This is a genomic window from Rhizobium centroccidentale (assembly GCF_030182565.1).
In the GTDB taxonomy this organism is placed as follows: domain Bacteria; phylum Pseudomonadota; class Alphaproteobacteria; order Rhizobiales; family Rhizobiaceae; genus Rhizobium.
In genome coordinates, this window is the sequence record NZ_JAQJCG010000002.1 from 25,786 (window position 1) to 48,687 (window position 22,902).

General features: G+C 59.8%; 25 protein-coding genes. 12 read left to right on the plus strand and 13 right to left on the minus strand.

What is annotated here, in order from left to right:
- Positions 1 to 25: 25 nt before the first annotated feature.
- Positions 26 to 1,039, minus strand: a complete 1,014-nt coding sequence (locus PH562_RS01965) for an AAA family ATPase (protein WP_285171202.1) — start codon at positions 1,037 to 1,039, stop codon at positions 26 to 28.
- A 167-nt stretch (positions 1,040 to 1,206) separates the two neighbouring features.
- Here PH562_RS01965 and PH562_RS01970 point away from each other — a divergent pair, with 167 nt between their 5' ends.
- The 3 genes from PH562_RS01970 to PH562_RS01980 are packed head-to-tail and all read left to right on the plus strand — an operon-like array spanning position 1,207 to position 3,715.
- Positions 1,207 to 1,830, plus strand: a complete 624-nt coding sequence (locus PH562_RS01970) for a DUF1285 domain-containing protein (RefSeq protein ID WP_112334301.1) — start codon at positions 1,207 to 1,209, stop codon at positions 1,828 to 1,830.
- Positions 1,827 to 2,462 carry an NUDIX hydrolase gene (locus PH562_RS01975; RefSeq protein ID WP_113230268.1) on the plus strand — a complete coding sequence of 212 codons (636 nt, stop codon included), beginning with the start codon at positions 1,827 to 1,829 and terminating at the stop codon, positions 2,460 to 2,462. The genes PH562_RS01970 and PH562_RS01975 overlap by 4 nt, the downstream gene beginning before the upstream one ends.
- On the plus strand, positions 2,459 to 3,715 hold the full coding sequence (locus PH562_RS01980; protein ID WP_285171204.1) for a CCA tRNA nucleotidyltransferase: 1,257 nt from the start codon (positions 2,459 to 2,461) through the stop codon (positions 3,713 to 3,715). The genes PH562_RS01975 and PH562_RS01980 overlap by 4 nt, the downstream gene beginning before the upstream one ends.
- A gap of 39 nt (positions 3,716 to 3,754) precedes the next feature.
- Here PH562_RS01980 and PH562_RS01985 read toward each other — a convergent pair whose 3' ends face one another.
- The 3 genes from PH562_RS01985 to hemF form a co-directional block, all read right to left on the minus strand.
- Complete coding sequence (locus PH562_RS01985) at positions 3,755 to 3,940, minus strand: DUF1059 domain-containing protein (protein WP_075851104.1); 186 nt, start codon at positions 3,938 to 3,940, stop codon at positions 3,755 to 3,757.
- Positions 3,941 to 4,063: 123 nt separating this feature from the next.
- Entirely contained in the window at positions 4,064 to 4,342 is a 279-nt protein-coding gene (locus tag PH562_RS01990) for a hypothetical protein (RefSeq protein ID WP_113230270.1), read from the minus strand.
- 192 nt (positions 4,343 to 4,534) lie between these two features.
- A complete protein-coding gene (hemF, locus tag PH562_RS01995) occupies positions 4,535 to 5,446 on the minus strand; it encodes an oxygen-dependent coproporphyrinogen oxidase (RefSeq protein ID WP_285171207.1) in 912 nt (303 codons plus the stop codon).
- A gap of 171 nt (positions 5,447 to 5,617) precedes the next feature.
- Here hemF and PH562_RS02000 point away from each other — a divergent pair, with 171 nt between their 5' ends.
- Positions 5,618 to 5,878, plus strand: a complete 261-nt coding sequence (locus tag PH562_RS02000) for a hypothetical protein (protein WP_285171540.1) — start codon at positions 5,618 to 5,620, stop codon at positions 5,876 to 5,878.
- A gap of 89 nt (positions 5,879 to 5,967) precedes the next feature.
- Here PH562_RS02000 and PH562_RS02005 read toward each other — a convergent pair whose 3' ends face one another.
- Both PH562_RS02005 and PH562_RS02010 read right to left on the minus strand, forming a co-directional pair.
- Positions 5,968 to 7,119, minus strand: a complete 1,152-nt coding sequence (locus PH562_RS02005; RefSeq protein ID WP_285171208.1) for a hypothetical protein — start codon at positions 7,117 to 7,119, stop codon at positions 5,968 to 5,970.
- A gap of 95 nt (positions 7,120 to 7,214) precedes the next feature.
- Positions 7,215 to 7,706, minus strand: coding sequence for a tRNA (cytidine(34)-2'-O)-methyltransferase (locus PH562_RS02010; RefSeq protein ID WP_285171209.1), 492 nt, complete (start codon positions 7,704 to 7,706; stop codon positions 7,215 to 7,217).
- A 393-nt stretch (positions 7,707 to 8,099) separates the two neighbouring features.
- On the opposite strand from PH562_RS02010, the gene PH562_RS02015 reads away from it, so the two are divergent.
- Entirely contained in the window at positions 8,100 to 9,953 is a 1,854-nt protein-coding gene (locus PH562_RS02015) for an ABC transporter ATP-binding protein (protein ID WP_285171210.1), read from the plus strand.
- Between the two features lie 103 nt (positions 9,954 to 10,056).
- Here PH562_RS02015 and PH562_RS02020 read toward each other — a convergent pair whose 3' ends face one another.
- Positions 10,057 to 10,668 (minus strand): LysE family translocator, encoded by a 612-nt coding sequence (locus tag PH562_RS02020; RefSeq protein ID WP_285171211.1) that lies wholly within the window; start codon positions 10,666 to 10,668, stop codon positions 10,057 to 10,059.
- 311 nt (positions 10,669 to 10,979) lie between these two features.
- On the opposite strand from PH562_RS02020, the gene PH562_RS02025 reads away from it, so the two are divergent.
- Positions 10,980 to 12,842 (plus strand): ABC transporter ATP-binding protein, encoded by a 1,863-nt coding sequence (locus tag PH562_RS02025; protein ID WP_285171212.1) that lies wholly within the window; start codon positions 10,980 to 10,982, stop codon positions 12,840 to 12,842.
- Positions 12,843 to 12,863: 21 nt separating this feature from the next.
- Here PH562_RS02025 and PH562_RS02030 read toward each other — a convergent pair whose 3' ends face one another.
- Positions 12,864 to 13,811, minus strand: coding sequence for an endonuclease/exonuclease/phosphatase family protein (locus tag PH562_RS02030; protein WP_285171213.1), 948 nt, complete (start codon positions 13,809 to 13,811; stop codon positions 12,864 to 12,866).
- Between the two features lie 466 nt (positions 13,812 to 14,277).
- On the opposite strand from PH562_RS02030, the gene petA reads away from it, so the two are divergent.
- From petA to PH562_RS02050, 4 genes are all read left to right on the plus strand, one after another.
- Complete coding sequence (petA, locus tag PH562_RS02035; protein ID WP_113230279.1) at positions 14,278 to 14,856, plus strand: ubiquinol-cytochrome c reductase iron-sulfur subunit; 579 nt, start codon at positions 14,278 to 14,280, stop codon at positions 14,854 to 14,856.
- Positions 14,857 to 14,870: 14 nt separating this feature from the next.
- Entirely contained in the window at positions 14,871 to 16,145 is a 1,275-nt protein-coding gene (locus PH562_RS02040) for a cytochrome b (RefSeq protein ID WP_285171214.1), read from the plus strand.
- A 22-nt stretch (positions 16,146 to 16,167) separates the two neighbouring features.
- Positions 16,168 to 17,034, plus strand: a complete 867-nt coding sequence (locus PH562_RS02045; protein ID WP_285171215.1) for a cytochrome c1 — start codon at positions 16,168 to 16,170, stop codon at positions 17,032 to 17,034.
- 117 nt (positions 17,035 to 17,151) lie between these two features.
- A complete protein-coding gene (locus PH562_RS02050; protein ID WP_285171216.1) occupies positions 17,152 to 17,694 on the plus strand; it encodes an adenine phosphoribosyltransferase in 543 nt (180 codons plus the stop codon).
- A 49-nt stretch (positions 17,695 to 17,743) separates the two neighbouring features.
- On the opposite strand, the gene PH562_RS02055 is transcribed toward PH562_RS02050, so the two are convergent.
- Both PH562_RS02055 and PH562_RS02060 read right to left on the minus strand, forming a co-directional pair.
- The gene (locus PH562_RS02055; RefSeq protein WP_285171217.1) at positions 17,744 to 18,211 is read right to left on the minus strand and encodes a MaoC family dehydratase; all 468 of its coding nucleotides are present in this window, start codon (positions 18,209 to 18,211) and stop codon (positions 17,744 to 17,746) included.
- Positions 18,208 to 18,672, minus strand: coding sequence for a MaoC family dehydratase (locus PH562_RS02060; protein WP_285171218.1), 465 nt, complete (start codon positions 18,670 to 18,672; stop codon positions 18,208 to 18,210). Before PH562_RS02060 ends, PH562_RS02055 begins: the two co-directional genes overlap by 4 nt.
- Before the next feature lie 187 nt (positions 18,673 to 18,859).
- On the opposite strand from PH562_RS02060, the gene PH562_RS02065 reads away from it, so the two are divergent.
- The gene (locus PH562_RS02065) at positions 18,860 to 19,984 is read left to right on the plus strand and encodes a hypothetical protein (protein ID WP_285171219.1); all 1,125 of its coding nucleotides are present in this window, start codon (positions 18,860 to 18,862) and stop codon (positions 19,982 to 19,984) included.
- A gap of 21 nt (positions 19,985 to 20,005) precedes the next feature.
- Here PH562_RS02065 and ychF read toward each other — a convergent pair whose 3' ends face one another.
- On the minus strand, positions 20,006 to 21,109 hold the full coding sequence (gene ychF, locus PH562_RS02070; protein ID WP_285171220.1) for a redox-regulated ATPase YchF: 1,104 nt from the start codon (positions 21,107 to 21,109) through the stop codon (positions 20,006 to 20,008).
- Positions 21,110 to 21,336: 227 nt separating this feature from the next.
- On the opposite strand from ychF, the gene clpS reads away from it, so the two are divergent.
- Positions 21,337 to 21,648, plus strand: a complete 312-nt coding sequence (clpS, locus tag PH562_RS02075) for an ATP-dependent Clp protease adapter ClpS (protein WP_285171221.1) — start codon at positions 21,337 to 21,339, stop codon at positions 21,646 to 21,648.
- Between the two features lie 15 nt (positions 21,649 to 21,663).
- Here clpS and PH562_RS02080 read toward each other — a convergent pair whose 3' ends face one another.
- Both PH562_RS02080 and pth read right to left on the minus strand, forming a co-directional pair.
- Positions 21,664 to 22,137: a GNAT family N-acetyltransferase gene (locus tag PH562_RS02080; RefSeq protein ID WP_285171222.1), complete on the minus strand. Its 474-nt coding sequence runs from the start codon at positions 22,135 to 22,137 to the stop codon at positions 21,664 to 21,666.
- Position 22,138: 1 nt separating this feature from the next.
- Positions 22,139 to 22,858: an aminoacyl-tRNA hydrolase gene (gene pth, locus PH562_RS02085; protein ID WP_285171223.1), complete on the minus strand. Its 720-nt coding sequence runs from the start codon at positions 22,856 to 22,858 to the stop codon at positions 22,139 to 22,141.
- Between the last annotated feature and the right edge of the window lie 44 nt (positions 22,859 to 22,902).

The window sequence follows — 22,902 nt, forward strand, 5'->3', positions numbered from 1 at the left end:
CGCTATACTCTCCTCGACATCCGGGTTACGACTTCGACTGCTTGACCAGCCCTGAAATGACATCGCGCACGGACATGCCTTCGGCGCGGGCTGCAAAAGTCAGCGCCATGCGGTGTTCCAATACTGGCTCGGCAAGTGCATGAATGTCGTCGATCGACGGGGCAAGCCGGCCCTCGTAAAGGGCGCGGGCACGAGCGCAGAGCATCATCGCCTGGCCGGCACGCGGGCCTGGACCCCAGGCGACGTGCTTGTCTGTGGAGGCATTGCCCTGGCCCGGGCGGGCAGAGCGCACCAGCGACAGGATCGCATCGACGACGCCGTCGCTGACGGGCATCTGGCGGATGAGCTGCTGGATTTCCAGCAAGCGTTCGGCGTCGATGACAGCCTGCGGCGTTACTTCGCTCAAGCCTGTGGTTTCGAGCAGGATGCGGCGCTCGTCGGCAAGTTCGGGATAATCGACATCGACCTGCAGCAGGAAACGGTCGAGCTGGGCTTCCGGCAGCGGGTAGGTGCCTTCCTGCTCGAGCGGGTTCTGCGTTGCGAGAACGTGGAAAGGAGCGGGTAGGTCATAACGCTGGCCGGCGATGGTGACGTGATATTCCTGCATGGACTGCAGCAGAGCCGATTGCGTGCGCGGCGAGGCGCGGTTGATTTCGTCGGCCATCAGCAATTGCGCGAAAACCGGACCCTTGACGAACCGGAAAGAACGGCGGCCGGTTTCATCCTGGTCCATAACTTCGGAGCCGAGAATATCCGAGGGCATGAGGTCCGGTGTGAACTGAACGCGATTGGAGGCAAGGCCGAGGGCTGCGCCGAGCGTGGTCACGAGCTTCGTCTTGGCAAGGCCCGGCACGCCGACCAGCAGGGCATGACCGCCGGCAAGCACGGCCAGCAGCGTGTTTTCCACGACGCTTTCCTGGCCGAAAATGACCTTCGATACCTCCTGGCGAATGGTGGCGATATCGCCCAGTGCCTTTTCGGCCGAGGCGATGATGGCCTGCTCATCGAGGCTCGTTTCGGTCGATTTGATCATGCCCATTTGCGTCTCCAATGGCAGAAAAACGGTGCGCGCGATTCGCAGTCGTTACACATTTGCCTCATAATCAATACAACTTATCGCCAGCAAGACCGCTGACAAGCACGTTTCAAATGACTATCTCGTGAGAACTGTCATATTCCTGACTAACGACCAACCGGGACAGAAGAATGGCAACCGAGGAAATCAGGACAACGGGCGACGCCGCAAGCCTCGCGGCGCTGATTTCGCGCGCGGCCGGCGATAGCGGCGGCTCCAAGAAGGGCCTGCCGCCAGTCGATCGCTGGAATCCGCCATTCTGCGGCGATATCGACATGGAGATCCGCGCCGATGGCACCTGGTTCTATCTCGGCACACCGATCGGCCGCGCGCCTTTAGTGCGGCTGTTTTCCACAGTGCTGCGCAAGGACGAGGATGGAAAGACCTATCTCGTCACGCCTGTGGAAAAGGTGGGCATTCGCGTCGTCGACGCGCCGTTCGTGGCCGTCGAGATGAGCGTGACGGAGCGTGAGGGCAGACGGGTGCTGACCTTCCGCACGAATGTCGGTGATGTCGTCGAGGCGGGCAGGGACCATCCGATCCGCTTCGTCATACGCGGCGAGAACGACGAGCTGAAGCCTTATCTGCATGTCCGCGGGCGGCTCGAGGCTCTGGTGACGCGTGCGGTCATGTACGATCTCATCGAGCTTGGTGAGCCCGTCGTGATTGCCGGGCGGGAGATCTTCTGCGTGCGTTCTGGCAGCTCTATCTTTCCCGTCATGCCGGTTGCCGAACTGGATGCGCTTACTCGATGAATGAATTTCCCCTCTATTCCGCGGATGAATTCCGCCGTCGCGCCCTCCATCAGAGTGGTGGGCCGGTGGAGCTTGCCTGGCGCGATCATGGCGATCATCTCCTCAATCCCGAGACCATATCGCAGGTTGCGGACCTGAAGCTCAAGGATGCCGCCGTGCTCGTGCCTGTTGTCGACAGCGGCGACGATGCCAGGGTCATTTTTACCCTCCGGACATCGACGCTCCGCAAGCATTCCGGCCAGATCGCCTTTCCGGGCGGGGCCATCGATCCGGAAGACGCGTCGCCGGAAATGGCGGCGGTGCGTGAAGCTGGCGAGGAAATCGGGCTCGCCGACATCTTCATCGAGCCGGTGGCGCGGCTGCCGCATTATCTGGCGGCTACCGGCTTTCGCATCACGCCCATTCTCGCCGTGGTGAAGCCGGGCTTTCATCTGGCTCTCAATCCGACGGAGGTGGAAGACGCCTTCGAGGTGCCGCTCTCCTTCCTGATGGACCCCGACCATCATGTGACCGACACGATGCTCTGGCAGGGAAGTGAACGCCATTTCTACCGCATGCCCTATGGACAGCGCATGATCTGGGGCATTACCGCGGGTATCGTCCGAACGCTTTATGAAAGGCTCTATACATGACGTCCGTTGCCGATGAGGCCTGGTTTCGCGACGAGGCATTGCAGCGGGTGCTGGCGCTGCTCGATGCCGATGGCGGCGAGGGGCGCGTGGTCGGTGGTGCCGTCCGCAACAGTCTGATGGGGCTGCCCGTTGCCGATATCGACATAGCGACGACCCTCCTGCCGGAAACGGTCGTGGAAAGAGCAGAGGCGGCGGGGATCAAGGCGGTGCCGACCGGCATTGCGCATGGCACGGTTACCTTAGTCATCGATGGAAAACCGTTCGAAATCACCACCTTGCGGCGTGATGTTGAAACGGATGGGCGGCGCGCCGTAGTGGCCTTCAGCCGGGATTGGCAGGCCGATGCCGAGCGCCGAGACCTGACGATCAATGCGCTCTATGCATCCGCCGATGGCGAGGTCGTGGATCTCGTCGGCGGGCTTGACGATCTGGAACGCCGCAACATTCGCTTCATCGGCGATGCGGCGACGCGGATTGCCGAGGATCATTTGCGCATCCTGCGCTTCTTCCGTTTCTTTGCCTATTACGGCAGCGGCCGTCCTGATGCGGACGGCTTGCGCGCCTGTGCCGCCGCAAAGTCGAAGATATCAATCCTCTCAGCCGAGCGTGTCTGGTCCGAAATTAAGAAGCTGCTGGCGGCGCCGGATCCGGGCAGGGCGCTACTCTGGATGCGCCAGATTGGTATTTTGACCGAGGTGCTGCCGGAAACCGAGAAATGGGGGATCGATGCTATTCCCGGGCTGATTGCCGCCGAACAGGCTCTCGGTTGGCCGCCGGAACCTCTGCTTCGTCTTGCGGCCATTGTGCCGCCCGATGCGGCAAGGCTCGCCAAACTTGCCGAGCGCCTGCGCCTCTCGAAAGCGGAAGGGGCTTATCTGCAAGCCTGGGCGAATGCGCCAATCGTCAAGGACGATATTTCGGACGCGGCCTTCGATCGCCTGCTTTATCGCCATGATCCGACCGGCATCGCGGTTCGCCTGAAGCTGGCGCTAGCCGTTGCCCGCAGTAAGGCGGAGGGCGATTTCGAGGAGATGGCGCGCGTAGCTCGGCTCGGGAAATTGCTGAAACGGGTGGCAAACTGGAAGAAGCCCACTTTTCCGCTCAATGGCGCGGATGCGCTTGCTGCGGGGGTCGATGCGGGACCGCGCGTGGGCGAGCTTCTTGGTAAACTTGAGCAGGAATGGCTCGACGGGAATTTTACGATGAACCGGGCGAGCCTACTCGCCCGACTCAAGGATTTGGCCAATGCCTGATAATGAGGCCTAATTGGCGCTGACTGCCCTGTCCGCCAATCAGGCCGCGTTGGCTTCGTCGCGAATCCGGGCCTTGATATTGTCGACCATGTTTTCGCGGATGATGGTTTCGCCATGCGCTTCGCGCATGTGCTCGACGGCGCGACGGACCACCTCGGCGTCATCCTTGGCGCGGGTGTGCCAGGCGCAACCGGGCACGAGCGTACCACATTCGAACAGTCGCATATCTTCCTCCTCATCTTTCAACGGCTTCTCGCCCAAAAACGACCTGAAGGCCTAAACGCAACGAACGAGAAAAGGTTTCTGCCGTCCGGCAAGTCTCCCGCTTGCCGGCGGCTCTTCCGGACATCAATCCGGCATTGCCCAGGATTTGAAGCAATCCGACGATTGATATCGGGTGATTGGCGGCTGCCTGGCCGAACGATCGGCCGCGAAACGGGCGATATCGCTCGGAGATTTACCTGCCAATTGCATCCTTACCTGCTCTATGAAACAGGAGAGGGGTAGGTCGGACCCGCTCCGGGTCCGCATATCCTCGGCCAGTCGGATGATGAACTCCGGACTATCGACTGTGCGCGAAAGTTTCTGTTCTTTCGAAGCTTGTGCGACTTGTTTCTCTGCTGCCATTACAACCTCCTCCGATTGAAACGAGCATTAGATCACTTAGGCACTCCTCCCGCCGATTTCAGGACACTGTCCGATCATTTAATGTTGAACGTCTCAAGCGCATCGGGATCCTTCAGATTCGTTGCGCTTGAAGTTCGAAGCTTACCCTGCGTCGTTGTCGCAAAATCGCCGCCTGCTTTTGCGCGACGTATCTTAAGGCCAGCGCACCACCGGCGGCAGAGACGATAGGATCGACTCCACGTTGCCGCCCGTCTTCAGTCCAAATATTGTACCCCTATCGTACAGCAAATTGAACTCCACATAACGTCCGCGGCGAATTAATTGTTCGTCGCGATCTTCTTCCGACCATGTTTCGTTGAAATTGGAGCGGACGATCCGCGGATAGACCATTGCGAAGGCGCGGCCGACGTCGCGGGTGAAGGCGAAATCGGCATTCCAGCCGCCGGATTCTTCCGGCGAATGCAGCCAATCGAAGAAGATGCCGCCAATGCCGCGCGGCTCGTTGCGATGCTTCAGGAAGAAATATTCGTCGCACCAGCTCTTGTAGCGCTGGTAGTCGGCGACGGCGTGGCGGTCGCAGACGATCTGCATGGCGCGGTGGAAGAGGGCGCTGTCGGGATCTTCCTGGGTGCGGCGTCGATCGAGCACCGGCGTCAGGTCGGCGCCGCCGCCGAACCACTGGCTCGTCGTCACCACCATGCGGGTGTTCATATGCACGGTCGGCACGTTCGGGTTGACGGGATGGGCAATCAGCGACAGTCCCGAAGCCCAGAAGCGCGGATCTTCCTCGGCGCCAGGAATCTGGCTGCGAAAGTCGGGAGAGAATTCGCCATAGACCGTCGAGGTGTGGACGCCGACCTTCTCGAAGACGCGGCCCTCCATCATCGACATGCGGCCGCCGCCGCCCTGGCCCTTGTCCCTCTGCCAGTCCTTGGCGACGAAGCGGCCAGGTTGCTGGTCGGAAAGGGGGCCGGTCAGCTCGTTTTCCAGCTGCTCGAACTCCGCGCAGATCGTATCGCGCAGGCCTTCGAACCAGTGTCGCGCTGCCTCTTTCTTTTCTTCAATATCCTCAGGTAATCCCTTGGGAAGATTGGGTCGTTCCATTCACGCTCTCCGACGGTGCGAGCAGCCGGCGGCCCGCGATTCGCACCGTATGTATCGTGATTTGGAATATCAGCAAGATTGCGGCGCAGCCAGTGCAGCAACGTCGCAGGAGAATCGACTCGCAAATTTCACAATGCGGTATTATGTTCCCTCTCTCAAAGGCGAGGTTTTATCATGAGGATACCCGGACCGCCGCCCCTGGATGGGTTGAGAAACAGAATATTCCGTTACCGGCAGGACCATCCGACCGGCGGAAAGAGCGAATTCGTTCGCGAGACCTTTTGTCTCAGTCGCCCGGAAGCGCGCGAAAAGGCGCGTGAATGGTTCAACGAATTCCCGAAAGCGGCCTATTGGACCGAAGTCGAAAGCTGGCGTCAGGTCGATGGCGACCGCATCGAATTCACCATGCGGCGCCTGCCATCGGCGGACTGAACTGAACGACATGGCACCCGCGTCGACGGGTGCTGGCTCTCGAAGTGTGTTCCCGTTTCTCGGAGGCGGGCTGGCGATTGGTCACGCGCTCAATGCGGCATGGTCGGTGGCGGCTCATCCGACGGGCCGAACGCGGGCGGCTGAGTGCTTGGCATGGGCATCGCGGAGAAAGCTTTCTTGACCTTCTCGATCGCAGTCGCATTACCGCCGGCCGAAGGTGAGGGAGACTTTGTCACTGGTATCGCCGGCCGTTCGGTCGCGGCACCGAGCTTTGCAGCTTGGTGTTCTCCAGCTTTCTGATCTTCGGCGATGGGCGATGCCGCGAGAATCTCCATCAGCGTGATGGTCACCGGCAGGTGGCCACCCAAATCGGTATTCGTGTGATGCCATGCATGCGCGACGCGCTGATCGGCGTGGATGAACCGTCGGGAATTGATCTCGCCGAACCAGTCCCACTCGCCCATGACATCGATGACATCGTTGAATACCGGAGGCATCGCGATGCGCGCACCGATCGTCACGATCTTCGTATGCCGCGCCAGCTCAGCAACTCGTCCTTTATCCTGCTTCGAGAGGTTATGCAGTGCGGCAGACAGCACGAGGTTTCCCTTGGAGTGGCCCGTCAGCAGAGGGAAGGATAGGCGGGGATCGGCAAGAAGCGCCTGCACGGTTCTCGTGTCGAGGCTGCTGCGAGCCGCTGCCGTCTCAGCCTGTGCTCCGAACCTAGGGCGACCGGCAAGGTCGTCCAAGCTTTCAAGCAGCGGCCGCAGCCCCCTCAAATGACCGAAGAAAAACGATCCGCCGAAGGCTTCGGTGATGGCGTCGGCTATGCCATAGCCGGAGACGACGACTGCGACTGGTGCGTCGATCGCGTCGGCCACGTTGCGGGCAAAGGCGGCTGCCCCGAGCGCGGAACCGCCGATGCCGGCGACTGCGAGCGCCCGTGCCTTGGTGCCGCCGCGCAGGACGAATTCATCGATGGTTTCGCAGAGTGTGAGTGCTCCAAGACCGCTTGGCGGAATGAGCATGATCGCGCCTTCGGCGGCGAGCGAGTCACTGATATAGAAGGCTTCCTCGGGTGTGATGACCTTGACGTCGTAGAACAGCGCATCGAGAGCGAGGTTGCGCTGGCGGAGGCCCTCAAGCGCGAGGTTGCGCAAAGGGGAGTGCTGGAGCCGTTCGGGGAGGCTCAATGTACGTGCAAACTGCGTAAGGGAAAGCGTGAATGCCGTCTGGAACATGGGGTCACCTCGCCAAGGCTGCCTGAGTTAGAGCATTCCAGAGCGAAGCTTCTCACACTTTATCCGGCGTGCCAACGCCTATTCGGGTGCGACATTCAGGCCAGGTGCGGCCCTGGTGCGGTAAGCGGCGGCCATTGCGTTTGCCGCAAGGCTTCACCCGAAATCATGGCCGCCGACATCGCGACATTGATGGAGCGCTGGCCCTCGACCATGGGGATCAGGATGCGGCCATCGGCCTTTTCATGCACATGCTCCGGCACGCCGGCGCTTTCGCGGCCGAAGAGGAGAATATCGTCGTCGTGGTAAGTAAAGTCCGTATAGCGCTGCGCCGCTTTCGTCGAGGCCAACACCAGCCGCCGTCCGCTTTCCTGTCTCCATACCTCGAAGCGTTCCCAGTTGACGTGCCTAGTCAGGGTGACCGCGGCAAGGTAATCCATGCCGGCGCGCTTCAGATTGCGGTCAGATATGTCGAAGCCGGCCGGTTCGATGATGTCGACGCCGAGGCCGAGGCAGGCCGCAAGCCGCAGGATCGTGCCGGTGTTGCCGGGAATGTCGGGTTGGTAAAGGGCGATGCGCAGTTTTGTCATATGCTGCAACTAGCGAAATCGTCCGGATTTGTCTCAGATTTTTCGAGCGCCCTTCATTTCTGTGATGTCTCCCATAAAGAGAATTGAAGGTTTCAGCCCATTTTTCAGGCATATTTCGCTTTTCAAACAGGAAAAGTCGCGCTAAAAGACGGGCGCTCTACAACTTGCGAAAGAAGGAGGCTCAGATGGATATCTTGTTTATGATGCTGCGCCTCGGTGCCGTGAATCCACGGATTTGATGAGCGCTATAAGGCGCATATTCGCAAGTATCCCCCTTCTTTAAGTCATTGCGCGGCCACTATGGCCTCGTCGTTTTACCGCCCGGCCACCATATGAATCTGCGATCTTTCAGCGCAGCGGGTGGTCGAAGGGTCGAGTCTTTGGAGCATTTCCATGTTTAGCTGGTTCGAACGCCGACTAAATCCATTTCCTAGCGAGGTGCCGGATACGCCGCCGCGTGGCCTCTTCGCCTTCTGCTGGCATTATTCCAAGCCGGCCCTGCCGTGGCTGATCGCCATGAGCATCCTCACCATGTCGATCGCGATCGGCGAGGTGGCGTTGTTCCAGTTCCTCGGCGATATCGTCGACTGGCTGACACATGCGGATAAGGCGACCTTCCTGCAGACGGAATGGCACAAGCTTTTCTGGATGGGCGCGATGGTGCTGATCGGCTTGCCGGCTGCGGCGATCCTAGACAGCTTCATCATGCACCAGGTGCTGCTCGGCAACTATCCTATGATCGCGCGCTGGCAGATGCACCGCTTCCTGCTGCGCCACAGCATGACTTTTTTCGCCAATGAGTTTGCAGGCCGCGTCGCCACCAAGGTGATGCAGACCTCGCTTGCCGTGCGCGAAACGGTCATGAAGATCCTCGACGTCTTCGTCTACGTGTTCACGTACTTCCTGTCGATGATCCTTGTCATCGCGGCAGCCGACTGGCGGCTGATGATTCCGATCCTGGTCTGGCTCGGTGTCTATGTCGCCATCGTCGCCTATTTCGTGCCGGTGCTGCGCAAGATCGCCGCGCAGCAGGCCGATGCGCGCTCGATGATGACGGGCCGCGTGGTCGACAGCTATACCAACATCGCGACGGTGAAGCTGTTCTCGCATGCGGGCCGCGAAGAGACATATGCCAGGGCCGGCATGGAGGAATTCCTCAATACCGTGCACAAGCAGATGCGCAAGGTGACGCTGTTCCACGCCTCGGTCTATTTCAACAACTGCGCGGCGCTGTTCATCGTCTCGGCTCTGTCGATCTGGTTCTGGCTCAGCGGCTCGATCTCGGTCGGCTCCATCGCCATTGCCATCGGCCTTGCGATGCGCGTCAACGGCATGTCGCAATGGGTGATGTGGGAGGTCTCCGCGCTCTTCGAAAACATCGGCACCGTCTACGACGGCATGGAGATGATGTCGAAGCCGCATGATATCGTCGACAAGCCGGCAGCATCGCCGATCGTTGCCAAGCAGGGTGCGATCCGCTTCGAGCACATTCGCTTCCATTACGGCAAGGCGAAGGGTGTCATGGAGGATCTGACCCTCGATATCCGCGCGGGCGAAAAGGTCGGCCTGGTCGGCCGTTCGGGCGCCGGCAAGACGACGCTGATGAACCTGCTGCTGCGCTTCTACGATCTGGAGAGCGGCCGCATCACCATCGACGGCCACGATATCGCAGGCGTCACGCAGGACAGCCTTCGCTCCATGATCGGCGTGGTGACGCAGGACACATCGCTGCTGCACCGCTCTATCCGCGACAACATCGCCTACGGCCGTCCGGAGGCGACCGACGAGGAAATCATCCAGGCGGCCAAGCGCGCCAATGCCTGGGACTTCATCGAAGGTCTGATCGATATGCACGGCCGCACAGGGCTCGACGCGCAGGTCGGCGAGCGAGGCGTGAAACTGTCAGGCGGCCAGAGGCAGCGCGTCGCGATCGCCCGTGTCTTTCTGAAGGACGCGCCGATCCTGGTGCTCGACGAGGCAACCTCGGCGCTCGATTCCGAAGTGGAAGCGGCGATCCAGGAAAACCTCTTCGCGCTGATGCACGGCAAGACGGTGATTGCCATCGCCCACCGCCTGTCGACGCTGACCGAGATGGACCGTCTCGTCGTTCTCGACAAGGGCCGGATCATCGAGATGGGCACGCATCAGGAACTGGTCCAGGAGGGCGGTATCTACGCCGAGCTCTGGAGCAGGCAGTCCGGTGGCTTCCTCGCCGACCACGAAGAGGTCGAGGCGGCAGCGCAATAATGAACCGAAGAGCTGGGGCGCCACGGCGCCCCAGCTGCTATTTTCCTAAGCGACCATTTTCCAAAAATTCAAAATCTAACAAAGAAGTCTGGAAGGCAACACGCTAACGGCTCGCAAGGGCAAGCTGCGCTGCGAGCACTCCGAATGCGGTCGCGAAGCTTCTGCGCATCCACGACTGAACAGTCGGATTTGAGACGATATGGCGGCGCAGGTAGGCCGCGAACACACCATAGGCTGCGAAAATGATGAAGGTGAGCGCCATGAAGACCAGGCTGAGCTTCAGCATCAGCATGATCGGACTTGTCTGATCCGGCGTCACGAATTGAGGCAGGAAAGCGAAGAAGAAGATCGACAATTTCGGATTGAGCAGGTTGATCAGGATCGCCGAGCCAATCACCTGCCGCGTACTCCTGTCGGTCGGTGCGCCGTCGACACGCAAAACACCTCGTTCTCGAAACATCGACCAGGCCATATAAAGCAGATAGGCGACCCCGAGCCATTTGAGGGCTTGAAATGCCATCGCGCTGGCGTGCAGAAGTGCGGCAAGGCCGCTTATCGCGGCGAGCAAATGCGGGATGATGCCAAGTGTGCAGCCGAGCGCGGCGGCCACACTTGCCCTTATGCCACCCGACAATCCGGCCGCAAGCGTGTAGATTGCGCCAGTGCCGGGAGACGCCACGATGATGAGGGTCGTTATCAGAAACTCCATGCTCATATGATTGCCCTCAGGACAGAGTGATATTTTTGTGCGGCGGAAGCCCGATCGGACCGTTCGTTGCGGGGCAGCTGCTGACGGATGACGGAGGCCGTTGATGCGTCGCGTCGATGTGTGGGGAAATGGCAAGCTTGGATCCCTCTCGATGAAGGCCTGAGGCAATATCGAGGTGTCGCGTTCTCCGGTCTTGAATGAAATTGCGGATCGGTCGCTATTCCAGCTCATCGTCTTATTCAACCTAACGAAAATGTAACTTTTGTCGCAGCCTCCCTTTACTTTCCGGACGCACCGAAATTCCCTATATCGCTGGCATGCTCATCCGTTCCGTGTTCCGTCTGTTCGAGACCTGGATTGATCCTTTCTATCGCAGCGGCGATCTTCGACCGCCGCGGTCGCTCGGTGCCTTCATCTGGTACTATGTCGGTCAGGCCAAAGGACCCTTCCTGGCGATGGCGGTACTCGGCGGCGCGGTCGCCATGCTCGAGGCGGCGTTGTTCTGGTTTGTCGGGCATCTCGTCGACATCCTTGACAAGGTGAAACCGGGCGAGGGATGGTCAGGGCTGCTTGCCGGCCATGGCGCGGCGCTGGTCGGCATGGTTTTCGTCGTACTCGTAGTGCGGTTCGTGGTCGTCAGCCTCGGCGCGTTGGTCGAGGAACAGGTGGTCGTGCCGGGGTTTCTCAATCTCGTGCGCTGGCAGGCCTATCGGCATGTGGCGAGGCAATCCGTCGAATTCTTCCAGAACGATTTCTCCGGCCGTGTCGTCACCAAGGTCTGGTCGGCGGGGCAGGCGACGGGCGATCTCGTCGTCTCGCTGCTGCAGGTCGTCTGGTTCATCATCATCTATGCGGTCTCCACCATCGCGCTGGTCGGCGGGCTGGATTGGCGGCTGGCGCTGGTAATCGCGGTCTGGATCGGCGTCTTCTCTCTGCTTGCGCGATATTTCGTGCCGCGCATCCGTCGGCATGCGCGCAATGCAGCCGAGGCCTCCTCGATGCTGAATGGTCGCATGGTCGATGCCTACGCCAATATTCAGACGCTGAAGCTCTTCGGGCGCGAGGAGCAGAACGACCAGTACATCCGCAATGGTTTCGACCGCTTCCAGGCGGCTGTCATGCCGTTCACACGATTGTTGACCGGCGTGCGCTCGTCGCTGGCGCTGCTGTCAGGCGTCATGATCACCACGATCGGTGCGCTCGCGGTTCATCTCTGGCTGGCGGGTGAAATCTCGACTGGAGGCGTCGCCTTCACGCTCAGCATGGTGTTGCGCCTGAACATGCTCTTCGGCCGGATGATGTCGCAGTTCAATGCCATCATGCGCAATCTCGGCACCATCCAGAATTCGGCCGAAATGATCTCCGAGCCTATCGGTCTGGTCGATCGGCCTGATGCCAAGGATCTGGTCGTCACCGGACCTGAAATTCGTTTCGACAATGTAACGTTTCACTATGGGCGCGGCGGCGGCATCATCGGCAATTTCTCTCTCGACATACGCGCGGGAGAAAAGGTCGGCATCGTCGGCCGCTCCGGAGCAGGCAAGACGACGCTCGTCAACCTGTTGCTGCGCTTCTACGATCTGGAGGGCGGCCGCATCCTGATCGACGGACAGGATATCGCCGCCATCAGGCAGGAGTCGCTGCCTAGCGCGATTGGCATGGTGACACAGGACACCGCTCTCCTCAATCGCTCCATCCGCGATAATATCCTCTTCGGTCGGCCCGACGCCAGCGACGAGCAGATGGTGGAGGCGGCCCGGCGGGCGGAGGCAGATCGCTTCATCACCGCTCTCGAGGATCAGAAGGGGCGCACCGCCTATGCCGCCCATGTCGGCGAACGCGGAGTCAAGCTTTCAGGCGGCCAACGCCAGCGCATTGCGATCGCGCGCGTCATGCTGAAGAACGCGCCCATTCTCGTGCTCGACGAGGCTACGTCGGCGCTGGATTCGGAAGTCGAGGCCGTGCTGCAGTCCAATCTCGATGGGCTGATGAAGGGCAAGACCGTGCTTGCGATCGCGCACCGGCTGTCGACCATCGCCAAGCTCGACCGGCTTGTTGTCATCGATAAGGGCGAGATCATCGAGGAGGGGACGCATGACGAGCTGATCGCGCGCAGCGGCCTCTATTCAGAGCTCTGGGCACGCCAGTCCGGCGGTTTCATTGCGGCGGATGCCGATTGAGCCACCCTGAAACCCGCCGGATCATTGCTGCCGAGGCACGCTGAACTCCGTCATGAGGCCGAAATGGTTCGAGCCCATGGCGTCGCGGATCTGTTTCACGGATATCAGCCGAAGCGGCGCGCGGGCGAAGACGTGATCGATGGTGATCCCATAGGCTCCAGCAGCAATCGGCCATGTGGCGGGCTCGGGAAAGGCATGGCGAAAGCCGGTTGCCGCCAGGAAATCGCGCATGTCGGGCGTGATGACCGAAGCGTTGAAATCTCCTGCGAGAATCAACGGCCCTTTCACGTCATTGAGGGCCGGAGCGAGCAGGCCAAGCTCGATTTGGTGGAATGCATCGAAATAAGGCTTGCTCAGATGAACGGAGGCGAAGTTCACGGGCTGGCCGTCCATGTCGATGGTGGCAAGAATGAAGCGATTGTCCCAGAGGCTGCCGAGGCTGCGCATGAGTTGGGTCTGGAACGGTCTCTTCGACAACAGCAGGGAGTCGCAATCGGTGGTCATCACGCCGCAGCCGATGCGGTTGGGATAGACTTTCAAGATGCGGTCCATCTCGGAAAAGATCGGTCCTGCCTCGAAGATTTCGACGACGTCGGCTTTCGAGGCGATGATGAGATCGGCGATGCGAGGGCCGTTTTCGAAATTGCTGTCCTCGATGTTGAAGGAGAGCAACCTGAAATGCTCGCCGCTCGCCTCAGCCGAAGCGACGAGCGAAGACGCAGCGTATTCCTGCAGCATGAGGACGGAGTGAACCAGCAGGATGATTCCGGCGGCAGTCAGAAAGAGCGCATACCAGTGGCGCTTGAAGGCGAATGCGATCAAGGCAAGCAGGATCGCGAACAGGCTTACATGGGTCTGCAGACTTTCGAAAAAGGCAAGCAGCCAGGAATCGGTGACGTAACGCGCGGCTAGGATGCCGACCGCCAGTGTGGCGAGAACGCATAGGATGCAATAAATCGTGTGTCTCATGAGAAGTTCTCGTACTTCATTTTCGCTGCTTCGTATGCGCAAGACAACGAGTGCAATCCTCCATAAATCGGAGGGGAAATCCATTGGGATTTAAGTAGTAAAGCGTAGGTCCCACGAAGTGGTGAAAGTGCCGATAGTACGTTGCCTTCCGCAATGCAGCATTGAAATCATTGTCTATTTTGCCTTGCAATATAAGAAAATACTACAGAAATCCCCAGATTTTTCATGGGTTTAACTTTTCGCATCGGCTCTGAGAATGTTCAGGCTCCAGCCTTGCGACGCAATAGCGCAGTTTTGCCGCGACATTGTGCCCTGACCCCTTGCCAAGACTGGACATAATTTGCGATCAAGCTTAGAACGCAGCGGGTTACGGAGGAATCTATGGCGGAATTATGGTCGCGATGATTCGCCGTTAGTGAGGGGTACCACGGTTTTGCCGTGGTTTGCGGGAAGAGGATGTGCAGCGTTGAGCGAGCATAGTACGACAAGTGAATCCACAGGCGAGCCTACGCGCCGCGATTTCCTTTATTTGACAACAGGCATGGCCGGCGCCGTTGGTGCGGTTTCGGTCGCATGGCCGTTTATCGATCAGATGCGCCCGGATGCATCGACCCTTGCTCTTGCTTCCATCGAAGTCGACGTGTCGAGCCTCGAGCCTGGCATGTCGCTGACGGTGAAATGGCGCGGCAAACCCGTCTTCATCCGTAACCGCACGCAAAAGGAAATCGACGATGCCAAGGGCGCGCAGCTGTCGGACCTGAAGGATCCGATCGCGCGCAACGCCAATCTTCCGGCTGACGCACAGGCAACCGACGTTGCCCGTTCGGCCGGCGAGGGCAAGGAAAACTGGCTCGTCATGATCGGCGTTTGCACCCATCTGGGTTGCATTCCGCTCGGCCAGGCAGGTGAATATGGCGGGTGGTTCTGTCCCTGCCATGGCTCGGTCTACGATACCGCCGGCCGCATCCGCCATGGGCCTGCGCCGCAGAACCTCTTCATACCGCAATATGCGTTCACGTCGGAAAAGAAGATCAAGGTCGGTTGAGGGGGAGCTGAATCATGAGTGGTCATTCGTCTTACGAGCCATCTACGGGGCTCGAAAAATGGGTCGACGCGCGGCTTCCGCTGCCACGTATGGTCTATGATAGTTTCATCGCATATCCGGTTCCGCGCAACCTGAACTATGCCTATACGTTCGGCGCCATGCTGGCGGTCATGCTGGTCCTGCAGATCCTGACCGGTGTCGTGCTGGCGATGCATTATGCGGCCAATACTGCGATTGCGTTCAACTCGGTCGAAAAGATCGTCCGCGACGTCAATCATGGCTGGCTGCTGCGCTATATGCACGCCAACGGCGCATCTTTCTTCTTCGTGGCCGTCTACCTGCACATTGCCCGCGGCCTCTACTACGGCTCCTACAAGGCGCCACGCGAAATCCTCTGGATTCTCGGCGTGATCATCTACCTCTTGATGATGGCAACCGCCTTCATGGGCTACGTTCTGCCCTGGGGTCAGATGTCCTTCTGGGGTGCGACCGTCATCACCGGCTTCTTCTCGGCCTTCCCATGGGTCGGCGACTGGATCCAGACCTTCCTGCTCGGCGGCTTCGCCGTTGACGATCCGACGCTCAACCGCTTCTTCTCGCTGCATTATCTGCTGCCGTTCATGATCGCGGGTGTCGTCATCCTACACATCTGGGCGCTGCATGTGACCGGCCAGACGAACCCGACCGGCGTCGAAGTCAAGCTGAAGACCGACACCGTTGCCTTCACGCCCTATGCGACGCTGAAGGATGCGCTTGGCGTTTCCGTCTTCCTGCTGGTTTTCGCCTACTTCGTCTTCTATTTGCCGAACTTCCTCGGCCATGCCGATAACTACATTCCGGCCAACCCGCTGAAGACGCCGGCCCACATCGTTCCGGAATGGTACTTCCTGCCATTCTACGCGATGCTGCGCTCGATCACCTTCAACATCGGCCCGATCGACTCCAAGCTCGGCGGCGTTCTGACGATGTTCGGCGCAATCATCGTGCTGTTCTTCCTGCCCTGGCTCGATACGTCGAAGATCCGCTCGGCCGTCTATCGCCCGTGGTACAAGCTGTTCTTCTGGCTGTTCATCGCCGATGCCATCCTGCTCGGCTGGCTGGGCTCGCAGCCCGCGGAAGGCATCTACACCACGGCTGCGCAGTTCGCGACGCTGTTCTACTTCCTCTTCTTCCTCGTCATCATGCCGGTGCTCGGCATTGTCGAGACTCCGAGGCGCATTCCAAATTCGATTACGGAAGCGGTTCTTGAGAAACAGGGCGGTAAAGTTGCCGCTCCGGTTCAAGCATAACCGGCGATAGAGGAAGAAAACGATGAAGAAGATTATTGTCGGCCTTCTATCCCTGACGCTCATCGGCGGCTTCTCGACTGCCGCCGTAATCGCTGCGGAAACGAAGCCCGCCGCAGAAGCCGAAACGCCGCACTATCCGCTGAAGGAGCCGCGCGAGCAGCATTGGACCTTCTCCGGCCCATTCGGCTATTATGACAAGGCGCAGTTGCAGCGTGGCCTCAAGGTCTATACGGAAGTCTGTTCCGCCTGCCATTCGATGAAGCTCGTGGCTTACCGCACGCTGGAAGACCTCGGCTATACGGAAGCACAGGTGAAGGCCTTCGCTGCCAATTACGAAGTGCAGGACGGCCCGAACCCTCAGGGTGAAATGTTCACCCGTAAGGCGCTTCCGTCTGACCATTTCAATTCGCCGTTCCCGAATGACGAGGCTGCCGCCGCTTCGAATAACGGGGCCGTGCCGCCTGACATGTCGCTGCTTGCCAAGGCGCGCGAAATCGAGCGCGGCTTCCCGCAGTTCATCTTCGACATCTTCACGCAATATCAGGAAGGTGGCCCGGACTACATCTACTCGCTGCTAACAGGCTATGAAGAGCCGCCGGCCGGCTTCACCGTACCGCAGAACTCGCACTACAATCCGTATTTCGATGCGGCTGCGACCTTTGCGATGCCGAAGCCGCTTTCGGACGGTCAGGTGACTTACGACGACGGCGCGCCGCAGACGGTCGATCAGTATGCGAGAGATGTCTCCGCATTCCTGATGTGGACTTCAGAACCGCACCTGGAAGATCGCAAGCACCTTGGCTTCATGGTCATGGTATTCCTGCTGATCTTCTCAATCTTGATCTATCTCACCAAGCGTTCCGTTTATGCCAAGGCTGGCGCTCACTGAGCATCGCGACAATGATCAAGAAAAGGCGGCCCTGCGAGGCCGCCTTTTTTGTTGGTATAGCGCCCTGGTATTGATAGGGTGCAGCCGGCCCTATCACAGCCTGAGAGACTATATTTGATGAACACTATTGCTTCGGAGCTTGCCGCCAGCATCCGCTCCATTCCGGATTACCCCAAGCCCGGTATCATCTTCCGCGACATCACGACGATGCTTGGCGACGCCAGGGCATTCCGCCGTGCCGTCGATGCGCTGGTGCATCCCTACGCCGGCACCAAGATCGACAAGGTCGCCGGCATGGAAGCGCGCGGCTTCATTCTTGGCGGCGCGGTGGCGCATCAGCTGTCGTCCGGCTTCGTGCCGATCCGCAAGAAGGGCAAGCTGCCGCACGACATCGTCCGCATCGCCTACAGCCTGGAATATGGTGTCGACGAAATGGAGATGCACCGTGATGCGGTCAATCCGGGTGAGAGGGTCATCCTCGTCGACGACCTGATCGCGACGGGCGGCACCGCCGTCGGCGCGACGAAGCTTCTGCGCCAGATCGGCGCCGAAGTGGTTGCAGCCTGCTTCGTCATCGATCTGCCTGACCTTGGCGGGCGCAGGAAGCTGGAAGAGCTTGACGTGCCCGTGCATACGCTGGTGGAATTTTCCGGTCACTGACCGCATTCCGAAGATTGGCGAGGGCCGTCATGAACGGCCCCGCGGCTTGCTATTCTAAGGCAAGCACCGTGCTTTCGAAGCGCAGGGCCGGCAAGCCGTCCTGGTTTATTCCGTCACAAGCAAGGGTGTAGAGCGTCCAGCCGGGGCGCGAGGCCAAGGCGCGGCTGCCGAGGATTGTCACGCCATAGCTGATGGTATCGCCGGCAAAGACCGGCCGCAGCCATTGCAGCTTCGTGAAGCCGGGCGAGGGGCCGAGAGTGGGCGGCGTCTTGCCTTCGGCGATCAGCCTTGCCGTTTCGGACTTCCAGTAATCCACGAAGCTGCGCATCCACATGGAGCAGCTATGCCATCCTGAGGCACAGAGGCCGCCGAACAAGGAGTGCTTGGCCGCCTCCGCATCCATATGGAAGATTTGCGGGTCGAAGCGTGAGGCAAAATGGACGATGCCCTCAGGCGTGAAGGTATGGCTGCCGATTTCGATACGTTCACCGACAGCATAGAGTTCGCTCATCTTCATGCCGATACCTCCGCGTCAGCACGTATGCGGATCATCACTGCATTCTGGCCGAGGCAGACGAGATCGCCACGCTGGTTTTCGACCTCATGGCGGAACGTGACGATACCGATACCCGGACGGGAGCGCATGGGACGAGCCTCGACGACGATCGATCGGCCCGACAGGGTATCGCCAGCCAGAACCGGCTTCTTCCATTCCATGAAATCGATGCCCGGCGCGCCTTGTGCGTCGGTGGCAAGGAGATAGGAGTCGCACATCATGCGCATGAACATGGACGAGGTGTGCCAGCCGGAAGCGGCAAGGCCGCCGAGAATGCTGGCACGGCCGGCTTCCTCGTCCAGATGCATCGGTTGCGGATCGAACTCCTTGGCGAATTCGATGATCTCCGCCGTCGTTACATGTTTTGGGCCGAGCGGAAATTCTCGTCCCGGCTGGAAGTCTTCGTAGACGAATTTCGTCATGTCTTCTGTCGTCCTCCACGTCTCGTTTATCGGCAATCGCATGGCCGGCTGTGGTGGCGCAAGCATTTTCACGGCCGATATAACAGAGGGGGGCGACGATGACTGTCCATTGGCCGCCGACAGCCCTTGATTGTATGCCGGCGATATGTTGAGGCTTGGGTCGTGGCAAGATGGTATGAGAGCTAGAATGAGCGAACTCAAAGTCGCACTGGAACAGGCCGCAGGCGCGGGGATCATTTCCTCCAGTCAGGCCGAACGATTGCTGCCCTATCTGGCGGACAAGAACATTGGCGCGGTGCCGACTGGACAGGGTCTCTCGGCACCGCGTTTTCCAGATGATCCCAACCCCCTGGAAGACACCGAGGCGCCGCGTTTCGTGCGAGGCTTTCACGATGTGCTCATCACCATCGGTCTCGTCGTTCTGCTTGTCGGGCTATGGGGGCTGGCGAACCGTTATGCGCCCATGCTGGCCATCGTCGTCCTCGCCGAGATCCTGGTGCGCCGACAGCGGCTGGCGCTTCCGGCCGTGTTCTTGACCGTCGCGCTCGTCGTCTGGGTTTTCTACATGGTGGTGAGCTATGTGACTTCCACACCGACGCTGAGCAATAATTTCACGATCGGCGCAATCGTCCTGGTAGCGCCATTCCCGCTGTCGCTGGCGTTGTTTTACTGGCGCTACCGCGTGCCGCTGTCGCTGGCCTTATTCCTGTTTTCGTTGTTCGGCCTGTTTCTCGCCGCGGTCTTCTATGCCGTCGGCACGGTAACTGGCTCTTCGAATGTGCCGGCGGATTATCCCATCCAGACGATGATGATCTTGCTGGTGACCGCTCTTGGCAGCTTTATATTGGCAATGCGCTATGATCTCAGCGATCCGCAGAGAGTGACGCGCCGGTCCGACGTGGCCTTCTGGCTGCATCTCGCAACGGCGCCAGCCCTGCTTTACTCGACGATCCTTTTGGCTTTGCGCCTCGAGCTCGCCAGCAGCGGCATCGTCTTCACCAATCTCACCGATGCCCTCTTTGGGGGGTATCTGCAGGCGGTGACGGTCCTCGTGGCGGTGCTGGTGATGATGCTGATCGGGCTCATCATCGATCGCCGCGCTTTCGTGACTGCCGGCCTCGTATCGCTGGGCTTGGCGACGGCAGCCATCCTCCGGCACAACAACGCCGGTCTCGATAAGGTCGGCTTCCTGGTGCTGATGATTGTAGGGCTGGTCGTGCTCGTGATCGGCATCGGCTGGGCCGATCTGCGCCGCCTCATCGTGCGGCGCCTGCCTGCCGGCCTGCAGATGAGATTGCCGGCGTTGAGATAGGCGCCGGCAAGATAAAGGCGATCAGGTATTGAAGCGGAAGTGGATGACGTCGCCGTCCTGAACGACGTATTCCTTGCCTTCGTCGCGTGCCTTGCCGGCTTCCTTGGCGCCTGTTTCACCGTTGTAGGCGATGTAATCGTCATAGGCGATCGTGTTGGCACGGATGAAGCCGCGTTCGAAATCCGAATGGATAACGCCGGCGGCCTGCGGTGCCTTCGTGCCCGTTTCGATGGTCCAGGCGCGTGTTTCCTTCGGGCCTACGGTGAAGTAGGTGATGAGGTGTAGGAGCTTGTAGCCGGCGCGGATCAGGCGGTCGAGGCCAGCTTCGTCGAGGCCGAGCGCGGAGAGGAATTCCTTCGCCTCTTCGTCGGGCAGCTGCGCCACTTCCGCTTCGATGGCGGCGGAGATGATGACGACTTCCGAATTCTGCTCCTTGGCCATGGCAGCGACTGCTGCCGTATGCTCGTTGCCGGTCGCGGCATCGCCCTCGGCGACGTTGCAGACGTAGAGCACGGGGTGCGAGGTCAGAAGGTTCAGGCCCTTGAGGATGCGGGTTTCCTCGGCATCCAGCTTCGAGAGCAGCGTGCGCACCGGCTTGCCTTCCTGAAGCAATGCGAGCGACGCATCCATGATCGGCAGCATCGCCATGGATTCCTTGTCTTTGCCGGTAGCGCGCTTGCGCGTCTGCTCGGTGCGGCGCTCAAGGCTCTCGAGGTCGGCGAGCATCAGCTCGGTCTCGATCGTCTCGGCATCGGCGACCGGATTGATGCGGCCTTCGACATGAGTGATGTCGCTGTCTTCGAAGCAGCGCAGCACATGCACGATGGCATCGACTTCGCGGATATTGGCGAGGAACTGGTTGCCGAGGCCTTCGCCCTTCGATGCGCCGCGCACGAGGCCGGCAATATCGACGAAAGAGATGCGCGTCGGGATCAGTTCCTTCGACTTGGCGATGTCGGCAAGCTTGCGCATGCGCGGATCGGGAACCGCGACTTCACCCGTGTTCGGCTCGATCGTGCAGAACGGATAATTCGCCGCCTGCGCCGCTGCCGTCTTGGTCAGTGCGTTGAACAGAGTGGACTTGCCGACATTCGGCAGCCCGACGATACCGCATTTGAAACCCATGGCACCTTGCCCATATCTTGAAAATCTTTGCAGTGCCTATGGGGGAAGGGCCGTTGCGGGTCAAGTCTCGGGCAAGTAAAGAGCCACTTTTCTGCTGGCAGAAGAGGTTTGGCGGGGATATCGGCTCGTTGTTCCCCTCCCATGCCCTTCTTGAAGGATGTGGTGCGCGGCACTATAATCAAGATGCCAGCCCAAAACTCTTTTCCCTGTCGTCAACGGTGATGCCGATGAGTGACAATGATGTTGTCCTGAAACCGAAGACTAAGACCAAGCCGAAGGTCGAGCGACCGAAGCTCTACAAGATCATTCTCGTGAACGACGATTATACGCCGCGGGAATTCGTCATCATGGTGCTGAAGGCCGTCTTCCGCATGAGCGAGGAGACCGGCTATCGCGTCATGATGACCGCGCATAAGCTCGGCACTTGCGTGGTCATGGTCTGTGCGCGCGATATTGCCGAGACGAAGGCGCAAGAGGCGATCGATCTTGCCAAAAGCGCTGGATTCCCGCTGATGTTCACGACAGAGCCTGAGGAATAGGCACGGTAATATTTGCTAGGCAGGCCGGCGGATATGGAAGCCGGTCTTGTCCTGCTTGAAGCCGCAATTGGCATAGAAACGCAGCGTTGCCGGATTTTTCGAGCCCGTTAGCAGCATGACCTTGTAGCAGTTCCTCTCCCAGGCGCTTGCGAACGCCCTGCGGATGACCGTGCCGGCAAGGCCGCGCCGACGGTGGTCGGCGTGGGTTACCACATTCTCGATCAAGGCATAAGGCGCGCCGCCCCGCGTGAGATTGGGAATGATGACCAGCGTCACGGAGGAGACGGCCTCGTCGCCGTCAAAGGCGGCCAAGATCGTCATGCCGGGATGGGCAAGGACTTCCGTAAGGCGGCTCTCCGCCAGCCCTAGCTCCAGTATCGGATCTTCCGCGTTCAGGTGCCGATAAAGTGCAAGCAGGGTCGGCAGGTCCGCCATCGCGACCGACCGGACGACGATATCTGCTCCGCTTTCCGGCGCTATCTCCGACATCTCAATCGTCCTTCTTGCCGAACATCCGCTTCAGCATCTCCGCCATGGGACCCGTTTCCGGGATCTTCGGCTTGATGTGATTGCGCGCCTGATGAATATGGGATTTGTTGGCTGGCGCCTTCTTCTCCGGCTTGGGCGCGTCGTCCTCCGCCTTGCCGCCCAGGGCAAGCGCGATCTTGTTCATCAGTTGCGAATCTTCGCCGCGCACCAGCATGTCGGCATTGTCGGCAAGCGTATCGAACAAGGGATCCAGCCAGTCCCTGTCCACTTTTGCGAAATCGCCGAGAACGTGGTTGTGCACCAGCTCCTTGGCACCGGGATGGCCGATGCCGAGGCGCAGGCGGCGATAGTCCTTGCCGCAATGAGCGTCGATCGACTTGATGCCGTTATGGCCGCCATGGCCGCCGCCGGTCTTCAGCCGCGCCTTGCCGGCGGGCAGATCGAGTTCATCGTAGATGACGACGAGGTCGGACGGCTGCAGCTTATAGAAGCGCATGGCTTCGCCGACGGATTCCCCCGAGAGGTTCATGAAGGTCTGCGGCTTGATGAGCAGCACCTTCTGGCCGCCGAATTCGCCTTCGGCAATCTCCGCCTTGAATTTCTTCGACCACGGCGAAAAGTTGTGGCGGCGGTGGATCGCATCCACGGCCATGAAGCCGATATTGTGGCGGTTGCCCTGATATTTGGCGCCCGGATTGCCGAGGCCTGCGATGAGAAGCATGTGCTTCGCCCTTCGAAAATGCCGATGCCCTTCACCACAGCGAT

Coding starts and splice junctions, on each gene's coding strand:
- PH562_RS01965 (WP_285171202.1), bottom strand. CDS start 1,039: ATGGGCATGATCAAATCGACCGAAACGAGCCTCGATGAGCAGGCCATC.
- PH562_RS01970 (WP_112334301.1), top strand. CDS start 1,207: ATGGCAACCGAGGAAATCAGGACAACGGGCGACGCCGCAAGCCTCGCG.
- PH562_RS01975 (WP_113230268.1), top strand. CDS start 1,827: ATGAATGAATTTCCCCTCTATTCCGCGGATGAATTCCGCCGTCGCGCC.
- PH562_RS01980 (WP_285171204.1), top strand. CDS start 2,459: ATGACGTCCGTTGCCGATGAGGCCTGGTTTCGCGACGAGGCATTGCAG.
- PH562_RS01985 (WP_075851104.1), bottom strand. CDS start 3,940: ATGCGACTGTTCGAATGTGGTACGCTCGTGCCCGGTTGCGCCTGGCAC.
- PH562_RS01990 (WP_113230270.1), bottom strand. CDS start 4,342: ATGGCAGCAGAGAAACAAGTCGCACAAGCTTCGAAAGAACAGAAACTT.
- hemF (WP_285171207.1), bottom strand. CDS start 5,446: ATGGAACGACCCAATCTTCCCAAGGGATTACCTGAGGATATTGAAGAA.
- PH562_RS02005 (WP_285171208.1), bottom strand. CDS start 7,119: ATGTTCCAGACGGCATTCACGCTTTCCCTTACGCAGTTTGCACGTACA.
- PH562_RS02010 (WP_285171209.1), bottom strand. CDS start 7,706: ATGACAAAACTGCGCATCGCCCTTTACCAACCCGACATTCCCGGCAAC.
- PH562_RS02015 (WP_285171210.1), top strand. CDS start 8,100: ATGTTTAGCTGGTTCGAACGCCGACTAAATCCATTTCCTAGCGAGGTG.
- PH562_RS02020 (WP_285171211.1), bottom strand. CDS start 10,668: ATGAGCATGGAGTTTCTGATAACGACCCTCATCATCGTGGCGTCTCCC.
- PH562_RS02025 (WP_285171212.1), top strand. CDS start 10,980: ATGCTCATCCGTTCCGTGTTCCGTCTGTTCGAGACCTGGATTGATCCT.
- PH562_RS02030 (WP_285171213.1), bottom strand. CDS start 13,811: ATGAGACACACGATTTATTGCATCCTATGCGTTCTCGCCACACTGGCG.
- PH562_RS02040 (WP_285171214.1), top strand. CDS start 14,871: ATGAGTGGTCATTCGTCTTACGAGCCATCTACGGGGCTCGAAAAATGG.
- PH562_RS02045 (WP_285171215.1), top strand. CDS start 16,168: ATGAAGAAGATTATTGTCGGCCTTCTATCCCTGACGCTCATCGGCGGC.
- PH562_RS02050 (WP_285171216.1), top strand. CDS start 17,152: ATGAACACTATTGCTTCGGAGCTTGCCGCCAGCATCCGCTCCATTCCG.
- PH562_RS02055 (WP_285171217.1), bottom strand. CDS start 18,211: ATGAAGATGAGCGAACTCTATGCTGTCGGTGAACGTATCGAAATCGGC.
- PH562_RS02060 (WP_285171218.1), bottom strand. CDS start 18,672: ATGACGAAATTCGTCTACGAAGACTTCCAGCCGGGACGAGAATTTCCG.
- PH562_RS02065 (WP_285171219.1), top strand. CDS start 18,860: ATGAGCGAACTCAAAGTCGCACTGGAACAGGCCGCAGGCGCGGGGATC.
- ychF (WP_285171220.1), bottom strand. CDS start 21,109: ATGGGTTTCAAATGCGGTATCGTCGGGCTGCCGAATGTCGGCAAGTCC.
- clpS (WP_285171221.1), top strand. CDS start 21,337: ATGAGTGACAATGATGTTGTCCTGAAACCGAAGACTAAGACCAAGCCG.
- PH562_RS02080 (WP_285171222.1), bottom strand. CDS start 22,137: ATGTCGGAGATAGCGCCGGAAAGCGGAGCAGATATCGTCGTCCGGTCG.
- pth (WP_285171223.1), bottom strand. CDS start 22,858: ATGCTTCTCATCGCAGGCCTCGGCAATCCGGGCGCCAAATATCAGGGC.